Here is a 13,802-nt window from a genome sequence, read left to right on the forward strand (position 1 = left end):
GCCCGCCGTCGCGTCAACGTGCGAGCGTTTTCCGAAAGAAGACCACCCGCTCGGTTTCGTCGAAGCCGAGTGCGCGATGCAGCGCGTGCGACGCGGCGTTGTCGAGCGGCGCGTCCGATGCGAATTCGGCGCAGCCGCATGTCGCGCCCCAGACAGCGGCGGCCGAGCATAGCGCGCGGGCGACGCCGCGGCGGCGCGCGGCCGGATCGACGAAGATGCCTTCGAGAAACAGCACGGGCGACGTGTCGCAGCCGTTCACGTAGTCGCGCCGCACGGCGACCTCGGCGAAGCCGAGCGGCGCGCCGTCCGGCGTCCACGCAATGAAGCACGCATGGCGGTTCGGCGCGTCGAGTTGTTGCGCGACATCGCGCGCGTGCTCGGCATCGTCCGCATGCGGCCACAGCGCACGGCGAAGCTGCCGCCACGCGAGGGCATCGGACGCCGCGGCGGCGCGGATCGTGAAGAGAGAAGTGGGGTGCGTCAAGTTGCCGCGCTTGTCGCGCGGGCTGCGTTCACCGCGTGCGCGACGCGCTCGACGAATTCGCGGTCGACGCTCATGACCGCCTCGCGCTTGCCGTCTGGCATGTCGACGATGAGGCGATGCGTGACGTCCTGCGTGGTCCATGCGAGATAGCCGACGACGATGAGCATCACGCCCACGACGAGCAGTGCGCTCGTGCCGAGCGTGCCTCCCGCGATCGCGGCGGCGACGCCGATGAGCGAGATCGACCACGGAACGATCTTGTTTTTCCTGACGGTGAGAACCTCGACGCCGCGGATTTCCCGCAGCGCGAAGATTTGCCCTGCGGCGGACAGGCTGTTGCGCGTGACCATGACGCCGCGTTCGTTGAAGGCGTTTTCCATCAAAGGGGGTGCGAATTGGAAAACGCGCAGCGTAGCAGATTTGACCGGAGCGTCAACAAGGTCCGATGACGCACGGCGTCGAAATCGGGGCAGACCGATGCGGGTGAACGGCAGGGAAGATCGGTAAGGACTGCCGGTTACGACGGCTGGACCGGATGATCGGGGCGGGATGACCTGCGAAGGCGGCTGCGCGACGCGGCGTGCGACCTCGGCTGGCAACTCCGGCCAATCGGCGAAAGAGAACGGAGAACGGACAAAAAACGACAGGAACGATCGGAAGCGGCTCATTCGGCGTGGGAACGCGTCGCCGTGTCGCGCGGGCGCAAGCCTCGCCGAGCGTGGCGGCGAATCGCGCCGGAGCGCCCGTCAGAACAGCGCGGCGCCGCCTTCGTACAGGCGCCCGGGCACGTGCGACGCGACCGCCTCGGCGATTTCCGCCTCGGTGCTCTCGGCCGGCACGATCCGGCGGCGCGCCGGCGCGTCGAGATGCATCGTCCATTCGACGAGCCGGTACGGGCGTCCCCACGGGCGCTGCATCGCGATCGACACGCGGCAGCTTTGCACCGGGAACGCGTGTGCGTGCGTGAGTAACGTGCGCAGGCCGCTGTAAACAGTATCTTCGACCATCGTTTCCTCCGATCCTGTCTTGCGTTGGACGGTCTGCGCCGCCGCAATCGGGATAAAAAAATGCCGCCGATGCTCAGGCGGCCAACAGGGGGGGTGTGAGCATCCTCTCAACCCAGAATTAAGCGAAACTTAAAAGCAGCAAAAAAAAGCGCCCCGCTCGAGGCGGGGCGCTTTTGCCGTAGTGTGCCGCGAGTTGTCGAGCGAATGCTCAGAACTTGTGGCGGATACCGACGCGCGCGGCGAACTGGTTCTTCGAACCCGTGCCCGACGTGTTGAAGTAGCTCGTGCTCGAACCGATCTGCGCCTGCAGGTTGTTGCCCGACGCTTCCTGGTAGATCGCGAGCAGGTACACGTCGGTGCGCTTGCTGAGCGCGTAGTCGAGCGCGCCGTTCACCTGGTTCCAGTGGCCCGAGTTCGCACCCGACACGCGCGAGTACGTGTAGCCGACGCCTGCCGACAGCGCCGTCGTGAACGCATACTTGCCGCCCGCTTCGTAGGCGTTGTACGTCGTGCTGCCGCCCGTGACCGGCTCGAGGCGCGTGTTCGTCCACAGCGCCCAGAGGGTCGCCGGGCCCCAGATGTAGCGGCCGCCGACGCCGAAGCTGCGCAGGTCGCGAACGTTGTTGATCGTCAGGTTCGCGATGTTGGTCGTGATCGCCGGCGTCGACTGGCCCGGATAGCGGATGTCGGTGTACGCGGCGCCGAGGCCGATCGGGCCGTTCGCGTAGTTCAGGCCGAAGCTGTACGCGCGCGAGGAGCCCGCCGTCGTCGTCGTGCCCGTCGTCGTCGCCGGTGCGCCCGCGAACGACGTCGAGTTCGAGAAGCCGTACAACGCGCCGAACGTGAAGCCCGAGTAGTTCGCGCTCTGGAACTTCACCGCGTTGTTGATGCGGCTCGACGTCAGTTGGTCGATGTCGTTCACGTGGTACGCGTAGTTGCCCGCGACCGTGTTGCCGCCCGTCGAGTAGTTCGAGCCGAGGATGTCGGTCGAGAACGAGTATTGACGGCCGAACGTCAGCGTGCCGGCGTCCTTGTGCGACAGGCCGACGTACGCTTGGCGGCCGAAGATCGCGCCGCCCTGGCCGATCGTGCCGTTGCCGCTGTTGAAGCCGCTTTCGAGCACGAAGATCGCCTTCAGGCCGCCGCCGAGGTCTTCGGCGCCGCGCAGGCCCCAACGGCTGCCCTGGGCCACGCCGTCGTCGTACTTGAAGAGCTTGCTGCTGCCGCTGGCGCTCTTGCTATGGTTCACATAGCTGACGCCGGCGTCGATGAGGCCGTATAGGGTGACGCTGCTTTGCGCATGGGCAGCGCTCGCGGTTGCGGCGAGGATAGCGGTGGTCAACAGTTTCTTGTTCAAGGCAAATCTCCGAGCAGTAAGAATGTTTGCAGTTCCGCTGCGCTCTTAAGGCGTTTGGAAGGGGAACGGTAGCGCACTGTATCGACGGGGTGCTTAATGAATATGACAATTGCCGTCATGTTCACGTCTGTAGCGCCCGCGCCACACGTGATGATGGCGGCTTGCATTCGTCGCGTTATATCGATTCCGCCGGATGATTGACCGGGCGCAGGAATATATGTATGAAAATTGCTTGGTTTGTCCCTTTGCCGCCACATGCGACGATTCGCGCTTTCATGAAAAAGGGATGCGAGGACAAGCCATGCAACGATTTGCTTCGATCTTTCGCCGGGCGGCCGGCGGCGCGGCGTTCGCGATCGCGGCGACGCTCGCACACGCGGGCGGCCCGGCGCTGAAGATCGGCACGATGAGCGGCCCGGACGCGCAGATCTGGGCCGAGGTGACGAAGGTCGCCGCGCGCGACGGGCTCGCGATCAAGGTGATCGAATTCAACGATTACGTGCAGCCGAACGCGGCGCTCGATGCGGGCGACCTCGACGCGAACGGCTTCCAGCACCAGCCGTTTCTCGACAGCCAGATCAAGCAGCGCGGCTACAGGATCGTGAACGTCGGGCTCACGTATACGTCGCCGATGGGCTTCTATTCGAAGAAGCTCAAGTCGCTGAAGGATCTGCCCGTCGGCGCGAAAGTCGGGATTCAGAACGATCCGTCGAACGGCAATCGCGCGCTCCTGCTGCTGCAGAAGTACGGGGTCGTCAAGCTGAAGCCGGGCGCCGGCGCAAACGGCGTGAACGCGACGCCGCTCGACATCGCCGAGAATCCGAAGAAGATCAAGCTTGTCGAACTCGACGCCGCGCAGTTGCCGCGCGCGCTGCCGGACCTCGACGCGGGGTCGATCAACACCGACTATGCGGTGAAGGCGGGGCTGTCGCCGGTGAAGGACGCGATCGCGATCGAGGATCTGAAGGGACCGTACGCGAACCTGATCGCGGTGCGCGCGCAGGACAAGGACAAGCCGTGGGTGAAGAAGCTCGTCGCCGCGTATGAATCGGACGACGTGCGCAAGTTCATCGATACGAAATTCAACGGCGCGATTATTCCGGCGTTCTGACGAGGCCGACAGGGGCGGGCGGCGCGCCGCGCGTGCGCCCGGACGCATCGCATCGCGCGATGCTCATGCAAGCACGAGCACGATGCTTGCGCTGATATGAGTTTGGAGAGCGACTCGCCCGCCTTGCGCGGGCGAGCGTTTTTGGGCGCGTGTCTTTTCGGGGCGCCCGCCGTTGGGCGGCGGCGGCGAGGCGGGCGCGCGGAATGCGTGACGAAAACGCGGCGGATGTTCTCGGCGCCGCCCATTTTGGCGCCCATGCGCTTCCCGGCCGCGGCGCGCCTGCGCGATGTCGGCTGAGGGGCGATTCGGCGAAGGCTGCCGGGTCGCCGCGGGCAATGCCGCAGCCCGCGATCGAAACATCGCGGCCGCATTCAGCCCGGCCCCTCGCGGCCGGCCGCCGGCCGTGCACGCGCCCGCTCAGGCCGTCAGCAGCGACCCGGTGCGGATCGGCTTCGCGCCGGCGACCCGCGCGACCTCCATCCCGGCCGTCGCGAAGCGCGCGATCTGGCGCGCGTACAGCACGCCGGACACGCTGCTCTTCAACGTGACGACGCGGTCGGTCAGCGGATCGACGATGTCGGCCACTTCCTGACCCGCCTCGATCCATACGCCGACGGGCGTACGGAACACGATCACGCCTGATACCGGCGCGACGAGCGGATCGGTGCCCGCGAGCGGCGTCGCCGCGAATTCGAGCGGCGGCTGCGGCGCGGGCGTGCCTTCGATCGCGCCGCGCAGCGTCAGGTATTCGATCAGCGCTTGCGCGTCGTGCTCGGCGAATTCATACGACACGTCGCGCTCGCTGCGCAGCTCGACCGTCACCGAAATCGCGCCGTTCGGGATCGGATGGCGTTCGCCGAAGCGGTTGCGCAGCTCGGACCAGCAGAAGCTGTGAATCTCGTCGAACGGGTTGCCGATCGAGTTCAGCGCGAGCAGCGACGCCTTCGCGCCCAGGTAGCGCGCGAGCGGCTCGACGTCGTCCCACAGATCCGGATTCGTGTAGACGTGCATCACCGCGTCGCAGTCGCAGTGCAGGTCGAGCACGATGTCGGCGTCGAACGACAGCCGCTGCAACGCGAGCCGCTGCGATTCGAGCTCGGTGCGCGGCTTCTGCTCGCCGAGCGCTTCGCGCATCGCGTCGCGCGCGATGGCGAGGTTCGCGGCCGCGTCTTTCGTGAGGCGGCCTTCGATGCGCGGGATCACGAGCGCGGCGAGGTCGTGGAAGTTGCGGTTGAAGTTCTGCATCGATCCGAGCTCGAAGCGGCCGAGATGATCGCCGAACACGTGCTGCGCGAGGCCGATCGGATTCGCGACCGGCACGACGACGATCTCGTCGCGCAGCTTGCCCGCCGTCTCGAGCGCCGCGAGCTTGCGGCGCAGCAGCGTCGCGACCAGCATGCCGGGCAGCTCGTCCGCATGCAGCGACGCCTGGATGTAGATTTTTTTCCCGCTGCGCGGGCCGTAGTGGAAGCTCGTGATGTGGCGCGCCGTGCCGACGGCCGGCGAGATCAGCGGATGGGTCTGCGTTTGCATGATGGGAATGAGCGGCGCAACCGCCGCGCGCCTTCTGTCGATGTCGGTGAGACAACGATTGTACGTGGATCGTCATCGACGCACCAAACCTGTGCCGGAGGTTCACCGTTTTTCTGCCCGATCAATGACTTGCGTCGAACGCAGCGTGCTCGCCGGATCAAAATTATGACGATTTTTTAATCGATACACTGTCTGCCGCAGCGCGTGCGGGGCGTCGATTTTTTTATCGTGCGAATGCGGGCGGCGAAGGCTCGGCCAAGGATCGATCCTATGACAGTGAGCGAGATGCAGTTGATGGGCAGCCGGACCGGCGAGCCGAGGATACGCGAGAAAACCGCATACCTTCCGTACATCGACGGCCTGCGAGCGTGGGCGGTGCTGTCCGTCATGCTGTATCACATGGATGCGCGCTGGCTTCCCGGCGGTTTTTCCGGCGTCGACATTTTTTTCGTGATTTCGGGCTTCGTCGTGAGTTCGTCCGTCGCGAACCTCGGGCCGATTTCGTTCGGGCAATTTCTTTTGTTTTTCTATGCCCGGCGCATGCGGCGGATTCTGCCGGCGCTGGTCGTTGTCCTGCTCGTGACCGGCTTGATCGCGACGCTCTTCATTCCGGCGTCCTACCTGAGCGACAGAAATCAGAAAACCGGACTGCTCGCATTTTTTGGCTTGAGCAATTTCATCCTCGGCGCCACGGGCAGTGATTATTTTTCTCCGAAGGCGGAGTTCAATCCGTATACGCACACGTGGTCGCTCGGCGTCGAGGAACAGTTTTATTTGATCTTTCCGTTTCTGTTCTGGGCATGGCTCGCTCGCAAGAACCGGAAATATCTGTCGACGGCGCTGATTGCCGTCGGGCTGTGTGTGTCGTTGTCATGGGCTGGCTGGGTGGGACCGGGAAAGCACACGCAAGCGTTCTATTTCATCTTCGGTCGATTCTGGGAGCTTGCCGCGGGGGTGCTGCTCTATCAATGCGTCGCGCCTTCCGGATTTTCCGCGGGCGAGCCGGCGCGATCTTCCGCCGCCGCCGGAATCAAGGCGGGCGCCTGGGCGTTTGCGTCGGCGGTGCTGGCCGGATTCGTCATGTCGAAGCCGGATCTCTATCCTTTCCCCGGCGCGATCGTTCCTGTCGCCGGCACGCTGGGGCTGCTCGGCTTGCTATACGGGCGCGGGCCTGCGGGCCTGATTTCCACGATTCTGGAGAGCCGCGCTTTTCGATTCGTGGGCAGGATTTCTTATTCGCTATATCTGTGGCATTGGCCGATCTTCGTCGTGTTTCGCTGGACGATCGGGCTCGACTCGGCAAGCAGCAGAGCCTGCGCGCTGGTTCTCGCGTTCGCGCTTGCGGCTGCTTCGCACCGTTTTGTCGAGACGCCGTTTCGTCGCGGTTCGTCGGTGCGCAGGGTGCCCCGCATCGTCGTGGTCGCATATGGGTTGGGCTTGATGGCGGGCGGCGCGGGACTCTCGTCGATGCTGGCCGTCGCCCAACCGACGCTGTCGCTCAGTACGGTCGCGCGAAACCGGCTGGATTGGTATCCGTACGGCGCCGACACGAACCCCGCCTATCCGGGCTGTCTTGCGGACGTCGACAATCGGGACGTCCACGGCGGCAGGTTGTGGATCTATTCGCGCAAGCATTGCGACTGGCCGCCGGAAAGCAGCCATCGTGTCTTCGTGATCGGCGATTCGCACGCGATGGCCTATGCCGGCATGTTCAAGCAATTCGTCGTTCGGACGGGCATCACGGTCTATTCCTATAACAACGCGGGGTGTCCGTTCGTCAGCCTTCAGCCGTGGCGCGAGGGCGGCGATCCCGGATGCCGTCGATACGGCGACGCGGCGCTGACGGACATGCTGTCGAAACTCGAGCCGGGAGACGTCGTTTTCCTGCCGTCTCTTCGCCTGCCGCGCCTGATCACCCAGTGGGCGTTCGTGGGCGACGGGGCCGCGCGGCAGTTGCTGTTCGGCGGCGCAGCGGTCGACCAGCGAAACCGGGCCGTCGCCGATGCCATTCCGGTGTTGCAGGACATCGAGCGGAGAGGGGCCAGGATCGTGCTGGAAGCGCCGACGCCGATATTCAGAATGGTCCCGTACCGCTGCTCGGACTGGTTCAATCGACACAACGCGATTTGCGAACGCGGCCCGCTTGTCAGCAGGCGCGAGATCGACGAGCTGAGGGCGCCGGTTCTGGAATCGTACGCGCGGATCGCGGCCCAGGTGCCGAACGTTCATACGTGGGATCCGCTGCCGCTCCTGTGTCCGGAGAAAACGTGCTCGGCGTACGACGGCAAGCGGCCGTTGTTTTTCGACGGCGATCACATCAGCGGTTATGGAAATTTGCGGGTCCTGCCCGGCTTCGAGGCGTTCGTACGCAAGTTGATCGGCGTCGCGTAGCGCCGATTTGCCGACGCCGGGCGGCAACCGGCGAGGGCGACTGCCGAATGAAGGCGCGGGCGCGCATGCATGTTCGGCGGGCGCTGCCCGAGCCTGCCGTCGGGTTGCGCGCGTCGATGCCGGGCGCAAAAAAAACGGGCTTCACTGAAGAGCGAAGCCCGTTTTTCGCCCCGCAGGGCGGCGCGCCGCGTCGCGTCGGTCGCGCCGTCCGCGGGCCGGCTTACTTGCCGTACACGTCGAAATCGAAGTACTTCTTCGCGATCTTGTCGTACGTGCCGTCCTTGCGCATGTCGGCGATCGCCTTGTCGATCTTCGCCTTCAGATCGGTGTCTTCCTTGCGCAGGCCGATGCCGGCGCCTTCGCCGAGCGTCTTCGGATCGTCGAGATCCGAGCCGGCGAACGCGAAATCCTTGCCGCGCGGCGTCTTCAGGAAGCCGATCTCGGCCTGCACGGCGTCTTGCAGCGCCGCGTCCAGACGGCCGGCGAGCAAGTCGGCGTAGACCTGATCCTGGTTCTGGTACGGCTGAACCTTCACGCCCTTCGGCGCCCAGTAGGTCTTCGCGTACGTTTCCTGGATCGTGCCCTGCTCGACGCCGACCGTCTTGCCCTTCAGCGAGTCGGCCGTCGGCATCACGTTCGAGCCTTTCTTCGTGACGAGGCGCGTCGGCGTGTTGAACAGCTTCGACGAGAACGCGATTTGCTCTTCACGCTGCGGCGTCATCGACATCGACGACAGCACGCCGTCGAACTTGCGCGCCTTCAGCGCGGGAATCATGCCGTCGAAGTCGTTTTCGATCCACACGCACTTTGCTTTCACACGCTTACAGATTTCGTTGCCGAGATCGACGTCGAAGCCGACCACCTTGCCGTCCGGGCCTTTCGATTCGAAAGGCGGATAGCTTGCGTCGACGCCGAAACGGATCGTCGACCAATCCTTCGCATAGGCGCCGCCTGCCGACACTGCGAGCAGGGCCACGGTCAAAGCCGCCAAGAATTTTTTCACTGTTATTCCTCGTGTAGTTCGATGATTGCGCGCGGTTGTGCCGCAAGTGCGCTTCGGCCCGGCGCGGCTGCGGGCCGGGCTGACTGGTGCCCTCGTCCGGTGCGGGACGAACGGTGCGCCAAGATTACCAAGACAAAATAGCGCGGCGCTTCCTAGTGGAAGCCCCGATAGCGGTTCGGCGCGCGTCGAGGCGGTTTGTGCGGCGCGGTGCGGCGTTGCCTGTCCGGGAATGATCTATGTCAACGTTTCGTCAGCCGCGTGCCGGAGACAGGCGATGAATTGCGTGACGGCGGGCGTCGGCAGCAGGTCGCGGCGCGACAGGATCGACAGGTCGTAGCTCGGCAGCGTGTCGTCGAGCCGCGCGGCGCGGATGCCGAGCGGCGCGACCATCGCGGCGAGCGGCTTGGTGAAGCAGCCGATCACGTCCGAGCGCGCGACGAGGCCGAGCGTCACCGCGAACGACGACGGCGCGCGCAGCAGCCGCTGCGGCAGCGGCAGCCCGTGTGCGTTGAACATCGACATCATCACGCTGTGCGGGAAATGATCGGCGCCGACCGTGACGATCCATTCGGCGTTGAGCAGCTCGGCCAGCCGCCGCGCGCCCGCGAGCGGATGGCCTTCGCGCATCGCGACGACGAATTCCGTCGAGCACAGCGGCGATTGCGCGAAGTCGCGCTCGAGCGCGGGGAGGTGGTGGATCGCGGCGATGTCGAGCTCGCCGTTGCGCAGCCGCGCGAGCGCGTCGGGCACTGTCACTTCCTCGAGCGACAGGTTCACGCGCGGCATCGTCGCGCGGAACTTCATCACCGCGCGCGGCAGCGCGGTCAGCGCGATCGACGGCATCGTGCCGACCGCGATGCGCCCCGACATCTCGCCCCTGACCTGCTCGACCGCCTCGACGGTGCGGCGCATGTCGCCGAGCAACTGCTCGGCGCGCGGCAAGAGCGCGTGGCCGCACGCGGTCAGCTCGACGCCGCGCACGCTGCGCACGAGCAGCTCCGCGTTGAGCGCGCTCTCGAGCTCGCGGATCGTGTGCGTGATCGCGGGCTGCGTGACGCCGAGCTCGCGCGCGGCGGCGCGCAGGCTCTTGTGATGGGCGGCGAAGACGAACGCCTGCAGTTGCTGGAGCTTCATGGCGGCGAAGGAGGGTGATAAACGCAGTTTATCGCGGTGAAAAAAACAGCATCTTATTGAATCGTCATGGCGTATATATAGTGGCCCGCTTCTGCGCGTCCGATTGCACGGACGCCGCCGCCACGGAGCCTTCGATGAACGACGCACGCTTGACTGAGGTCGACGACCTCGCCCCCCTCGCCGACGCGCTGCACGAGATCCGCCATTGCATCCACCGTCATCCGGAGCTCGCGTACGAAGAGATCGAGACGGCCGCGCTCGTCGCCGACAAGCTCGAGGCGTGGGGCTGGCAGGTGACGCGCGGCGTCGGCGAGACGGGCGTCGTCGGCACGCTGCGCGCGGGCGACGGCGCGCGCAGCGTCGGCGTGCGCGCGGACATGGACGCGCTGCCGATCGTCGAGGCGACCGGGCTGCCGTACGCGAGCGCCGTGCCCGGCAAGATGCACGCGTGCGGCCACGACGGCCACACGACGATGTTGCTCGGCGCCGCGTGGCGGCTCGCGCGGACGCGCAATTTCTCCGGCACCGTCCATCTGTATTTCCAGCCGGCGGAAGAGCACGGCGTCGACAGCGGCGCGAAGAAGATGATCGACGACGGCCTCTTCGAGCGCTTTCCGTGCGACGCGGTGTTCGGGATGCACAACCATCCGGGCGTCGAGCCGGGCGTGTTCCTGATGCGGCGCGGGCCGTTCATGTCGGCGGGCGACAAGGCGGTGATCGAGATTCACGGCGTCGGCGGCCACGCGGCGCGGCCGCATCTCGCGGTCGATCCGATCGTCGTGGCGGCGAGCATCGTGATGGCGCTGCAGACGATCGTCGCGCGCAACGTCGATCCCGCGCAGCCCGCCGTCGTCACGGTCGGCTCGCTGCACGCGGGCACCGCGAACAACATCATTCCGAACCGCGCGCGGCTCGAGCTCTCCGTGCGCTCGTTCGACCCGGCGGTGCGCGCACTGCTCAAGCGCCGCATCGCCGAGCTCGTCGAATCGCAGGCGGCGAGCTACGGCGCGAAGGCGAGCGTCGAGTACATCGAAGGCTATCCGGTCGTCGTCAATTCGGACGCCGAAACCGACTTCGCCGCGCAGGTCGCGAAGGAGCTGGTCGGCGAGCGGAACGTCGTCGAGCAGGCCGACATCCTGATGGGCAGCGAGGACTTCGCGTTCATGCTGCAGCGGCGACCGGGCGCGTTCGTGCGGCTCGGCAACGGTGCGGGCGCGGACGACGGCTGCATGCTGCACAACCCCGATTACGACTTCAACGACCGCAATCTGGCGATCGGCGCGGCGTTCTGGGCGCGGCTCGTCGAGCGGTATCTCGGGCGGTAGGCGGGCGCTGCGATGGCGCAGCGGGTAGCGGCGGGGCGTGAGCCGTCCGTCCGTATGCCGAAGTTGCCGGCCCGGCGCCAGGCGAGTGTCACGCGATAGAGTTGGCGCGGGACGTCAGGCGGAGCGAGGCAAGCAGCTTGGACAGCAAAACGGGAAGCTGCCAAGCGACGAGCGACGAGCGACGAGCGACGGGCGAAGGGCGAAGGGCGAAGGGCGAAGGGCGAAGGGCGAAGGGCGAAGGGCGAAGGGCGCAAAAGTCCGCGCCATCCGCCCCGCCCACGCCCTAAGCCTGTTCCTGCGCCCCCGGCGAACGCGCGCCGCAAGCGCGCAGAATCAGCCGCACGACCTCCTCCGTCGTCGCGTCGAACGCCTTCGCCGACAGCGCGCGCTTGCCGGACAGCGCGACGATCTGCGCGTCGAAGTCCGCGTAGTGCTGGGTGGCCGCCCAGATCATGTAGAGCAGCGTCTTCGGCTCGACCGGCTCGACGAGCCCGCGCGCGATCCAGCGCTCGATCAGTGCGATCCGTGTGTCCATCCAAGGCTTCACGCGCCCGAGCAGCAGATCCTGCATGTGTTCCGCGCCGCTGATGATCTCGTTCGCCCACACCTTCGAGCCGAGCGGCCGCTTGTACGAGAGCGCCATCTTCGCGCGCACGTATGCGCCGAGCGCGGCAACCGGATCGTCGCCGATGTCGAAGCTGTCCGCGGCGCTGTGCCAATCCTCGAGCAGGTCGTCGAGCACGCGCCGGTACAGCGCGAGCTTCGTCGGGAAGTAATAGTGCAGGTTCGCCTTCGGCAGCCCGGCGCGCTCGGCGATCAGCGCGGTGCTCGCGCCCTCGAAGCCGCGCTCGGCGAACACGGCCTCCGCGCAAGCGAGCAGGTGCGCTTCGTTCAGCTCGCGGATGTGCGCCTTGCGCGCGCGGCTTGGCGTGCGCGCCGTGTTCGTCCGGGCGCGCGGCGCGGGCGCGTCGGGGGGCGGCGTGGGCGTCGTCGGATCGTCGTGTTGCATGGCGTGCGCTTGGTGGATGGCGGCAACGGGAGGCGGTCATTGTAGACGCCGCAGCCGCCGGCCGACGCATCGCGGACCGCCGGCGGCCGTTCCGCCGCGCATAAGCGACACGTTTTTTTTAATTCATTGAATTCACGGCGCTAATGCGCTATAACCTGACCATTCGGACAGGATTTGATCGGCAAGCGGCGCTGCTTGATAAAGCAAAACAAAGATAGGGCCGTGCAGGCGCCGCCGTGCCGTTCTGGCCGAAGATGAAGTCGGAGAGTGCGCGCTTGGGGGCAGGGGCGGCCCCCAAGCGCGCCATGTCATCCGCGTCGCGCGACGAGTTGCGACACGGTCTGCGCGGCTTCCAGCAGCGGGTCGAGAAACGTCTTCACCATCTGCTTCGTGGAGTGTCGCTGCGCATTGCCGCTGATGTTCATCGCGGCGATCACGTGCCCGCGCCGGTTGCGGATCGGCGCCGACAGCGAAATCAGCCCGGCTTCCAGCTCCTGATCGACGATCGCCCAGCCCTGACCGCGCACCTGCGCGATCGCGTCCTTCAACGCGGCAGGATCGGTGAGCGTGCGGGGCGTGTACGCGCGCAGCGTGCTCTGCGCAAGCGTGTCGTCGAGCGCGGCGTCGTCGAGCGACGCCAGCAGCACGCGGCCCATCGACGTGCAGTACGCCGGCAGCCGGCTGCCGATCGACAGATTGATCGTCATGATCTTGTGCGTCGGCACGCGCAGCACGTAGACGATCTCGGTGCGGTCGAGCACGGCCGCCGAGCAGCTTTCGTGGATGCGCGCGGATAGCTGCTCCATCACCGGTTCCGCGAGATTCCAGAACGGCATTGATGTCAGATACGCGAACCCGAGATCGAGGATCTTCGGGGTGAGGCGGAACAGGCGGCCGTCGGCTTCGACGTAGCCGAGCGTCTGCAGCGTCAGCAGGATGCGCCGCGCACCCGCGCGGGTCAGGCCGGTCGCGGCCGCGACCTCGGTGAGCGTCTGCTCGGGATGCTCCGCGTCGAACGCGCGAATGACTGCGAGACCCCGTGCGAACGACTGGACGTAGGAGTCGCCGGGTTTTGCCTGAAGTTCTGTGCTCATGGCCGCTTGGAATAATGTGCAGCGGAGAAGATTAGCGCATGGGGTCGGTTGCGCCAACCCGCGTCCTGCATGGGCGCGCGCTTGACGCGAGCCGGCGCGCTCCCTATGATCGCACGGAAACGTTCGATTAACGATCTTAAGTTCTTTTATCGAACAAATCTCGGGGCGAGCGGCGACGGCGGTTTCCGTCGTGCCGGCTCGCGTGATCAGATTGACCGGAGACGACGATGACCGAAGCTTTCCTGTGCGACGCAATCCGCACGCCCATCGGCCGCTATGGCGGCGCCCTGGCCCCGGTACGGGCCGACGACCTCGGCGCGGTGCCGCTCAAGGCGCTCGTCGAGCGCAACCGCG

At 66.1% G+C, this 13,802-nt stretch carries 12 protein-coding genes and 1 pseudogene; 4 read left to right on the forward strand and 9 right to left on the reverse strand.

What is annotated here, in order from left to right; translation table 11 throughout:
• Window positions 1-13: 13 nt before the first annotated feature.
• The 4 genes from aac(6')-III to WS62_RS23145 all read right to left on the reverse strand — a co-directional run bounded on the left by aac(6')-III (window position 14) and on the right by WS62_RS23145 (window position 2,848).
• Window positions 14-484 carry a tobramycin N-acetyltransferase AAC(6')-III gene (aac(6')-III, locus tag WS62_RS23130; RefSeq protein WP_066575760.1) on the reverse strand — a complete coding sequence of 157 codons (471 nt, stop codon included), beginning with the start codon at window positions 482-484 and terminating at the stop codon, window positions 14-16.
• Complete coding sequence (locus WS62_RS23135; protein ID WP_066575766.1) at window positions 481-864, reverse strand: DUF6232 family protein; 384 nt, start codon at window positions 862-864, stop codon at window positions 481-483. The genes aac(6')-III and WS62_RS23135 overlap by 4 nt, the downstream gene beginning before the upstream one ends.
• 366 nt (window positions 865-1,230) lie before the next feature.
• Window positions 1,231-1,491 (reverse strand): DUF2866 domain-containing protein, encoded by a 261-nt coding sequence (locus WS62_RS23140; RefSeq protein WP_066575768.1) that lies wholly within the window; start codon window positions 1,489-1,491, stop codon window positions 1,231-1,233.
• A 208-nt stretch (window positions 1,492-1,699) separates the two neighbouring features.
• Window positions 1,700-2,848 carry a porin gene (locus WS62_RS23145; protein ID WP_066575771.1) on the reverse strand — a complete coding sequence of 383 codons (1,149 nt, stop codon included), beginning with the start codon at window positions 2,846-2,848 and terminating at the stop codon, window positions 1,700-1,702.
• A gap of 301 nt (window positions 2,849-3,149) precedes the next feature.
• On the opposite strand from WS62_RS23145, the gene WS62_RS23150 reads away from it, so the two are divergent.
• Window positions 3,150-3,959 carry a MetQ/NlpA family ABC transporter substrate-binding protein gene (locus WS62_RS23150; RefSeq protein WP_066493260.1) on the forward strand — a complete coding sequence of 270 codons (810 nt, stop codon included), beginning with the start codon at window positions 3,150-3,152 and terminating at the stop codon, window positions 3,957-3,959.
• 417 nt (window positions 3,960-4,376) lie between these two features.
• Here WS62_RS23150 and WS62_RS23155 read toward each other — a convergent pair whose 3' ends face one another.
• Window positions 4,377-5,492, reverse strand: coding sequence for a succinylglutamate desuccinylase/aspartoacylase family protein (locus WS62_RS23155; protein WP_066575773.1), 1,116 nt, complete (start codon window positions 5,490-5,492; stop codon window positions 4,377-4,379).
• A 270-nt stretch (window positions 5,493-5,762) separates the two neighbouring features.
• On the opposite strand from WS62_RS23155, the gene WS62_RS23160 reads away from it, so the two are divergent.
• Complete coding sequence (locus WS62_RS23160) at window positions 5,763-7,883, forward strand: acyltransferase family protein (protein ID WP_082721213.1); 2,121 nt, start codon at window positions 5,763-5,765, stop codon at window positions 7,881-7,883.
• 220 nt (window positions 7,884-8,103) lie between these two features.
• On the opposite strand, the gene WS62_RS23165 is transcribed toward WS62_RS23160, so the two are convergent.
• Entirely contained in the window at window positions 8,104-8,886 is a 783-nt protein-coding gene (locus tag WS62_RS23165; protein WP_066493266.1) for an ABC transporter substrate-binding protein, read from the reverse strand.
• Between the two features lie 234 nt (window positions 8,887-9,120).
• Window positions 9,121-10,020 (reverse strand): LysR family transcriptional regulator, encoded by a 900-nt coding sequence (locus WS62_RS23170; RefSeq protein WP_066575776.1) that lies wholly within the window; start codon window positions 10,018-10,020, stop codon window positions 9,121-9,123.
• A gap of 134 nt (window positions 10,021-10,154) precedes the next feature.
• Here WS62_RS23170 and WS62_RS23175 point away from each other — a divergent pair, with 134 nt between their 5' ends.
• On the forward strand, window positions 10,155-11,345 hold the full coding sequence (locus tag WS62_RS23175) for a M20 aminoacylase family protein (RefSeq protein WP_066575812.1): 1,191 nt from the start codon (window positions 10,155-10,157) through the stop codon (window positions 11,343-11,345).
• A gap of 283 nt (window positions 11,346-11,628) precedes the next feature.
• Here WS62_RS23175 and WS62_RS23180 read toward each other — a convergent pair whose 3' ends face one another.
• Both WS62_RS23180 and WS62_RS23185 read right to left on the reverse strand, forming a co-directional pair.
• On the reverse strand, window positions 11,629-12,354 hold the full coding sequence (locus WS62_RS23180; protein ID WP_066575778.1) for a TetR/AcrR family transcriptional regulator: 726 nt from the start codon (window positions 12,352-12,354) through the stop codon (window positions 11,629-11,631).
• Window positions 12,355-12,662: 308 nt separating this feature from the next.
• The gene (locus WS62_RS23185; RefSeq protein ID WP_066575781.1) at window positions 12,663-13,448 is read right to left on the reverse strand and encodes an IclR family transcriptional regulator; all 786 of its coding nucleotides are present in this window, start codon (window positions 13,446-13,448) and stop codon (window positions 12,663-12,665) included.
• A gap of 227 nt (window positions 13,449-13,675) precedes the next feature.
• Between WS62_RS23185 and WS62_RS34700 the strand changes: the two are divergent.
• A pseudogene (locus WS62_RS34700) lies at window positions 13,676-13,802 on the forward strand (3-oxoadipyl-CoA thiolase); the annotation flags it as partial.

It is taken from the genome of Burkholderia sp. ABCPW 14, from assembly GCF_001523835.1.
Lineage (GTDB): Bacteria > Pseudomonadota > Gammaproteobacteria > Burkholderiales > Burkholderiaceae > Burkholderia > Burkholderia mayonis.

What these genes read in the sequence shown, in the direction of transcription:
- WS62_RS23175 (WP_066575812.1), top strand. Translation starts at nt 10,155, where the DNA reads ATGAACGACGCACGCTTGACTGAGGTCGACGACCTCGCCCCCCTCGCC.
- WS62_RS23185 (WP_066575781.1), bottom strand. Translation starts at nt 13,448, where the DNA reads ATGAGCACAGAACTTCAGGCAAAACCCGGCGACTCCTACGTCCAGTCG.
- WS62_RS23170 (WP_066575776.1), bottom strand. Translation starts at nt 10,020, where the DNA reads ATGAAGCTCCAGCAACTGCAGGCGTTCGTCTTCGCCGCCCATCACAAG.
- WS62_RS23180 (WP_066575778.1), bottom strand. Translation starts at nt 12,354, where the DNA reads ATGCAACACGACGATCCGACGACGCCCACGCCGCCCCCCGACGCGCCC.
- WS62_RS23140 (WP_066575768.1), bottom strand. Translation starts at nt 1,491, where the DNA reads ATGGTCGAAGATACTGTTTACAGCGGCCTGCGCACGTTACTCACGCAC.
- WS62_RS23160 (WP_082721213.1), top strand. Translation starts at nt 5,763, where the DNA reads ATGACAGTGAGCGAGATGCAGTTGATGGGCAGCCGGACCGGCGAGCCG.
- WS62_RS23135 (WP_066575766.1), bottom strand. Translation starts at nt 864, where the DNA reads ATGGAAAACGCCTTCAACGAACGCGGCGTCATGGTCACGCGCAACAGC.
- WS62_RS23150 (WP_066493260.1), top strand. Translation starts at nt 3,150, where the DNA reads ATGCAACGATTTGCTTCGATCTTTCGCCGGGCGGCCGGCGGCGCGGCG.
- WS62_RS23155 (WP_066575773.1), bottom strand. Translation starts at nt 5,492, where the DNA reads ATGCAAACGCAGACCCATCCGCTGATCTCGCCGGCCGTCGGCACGGCG.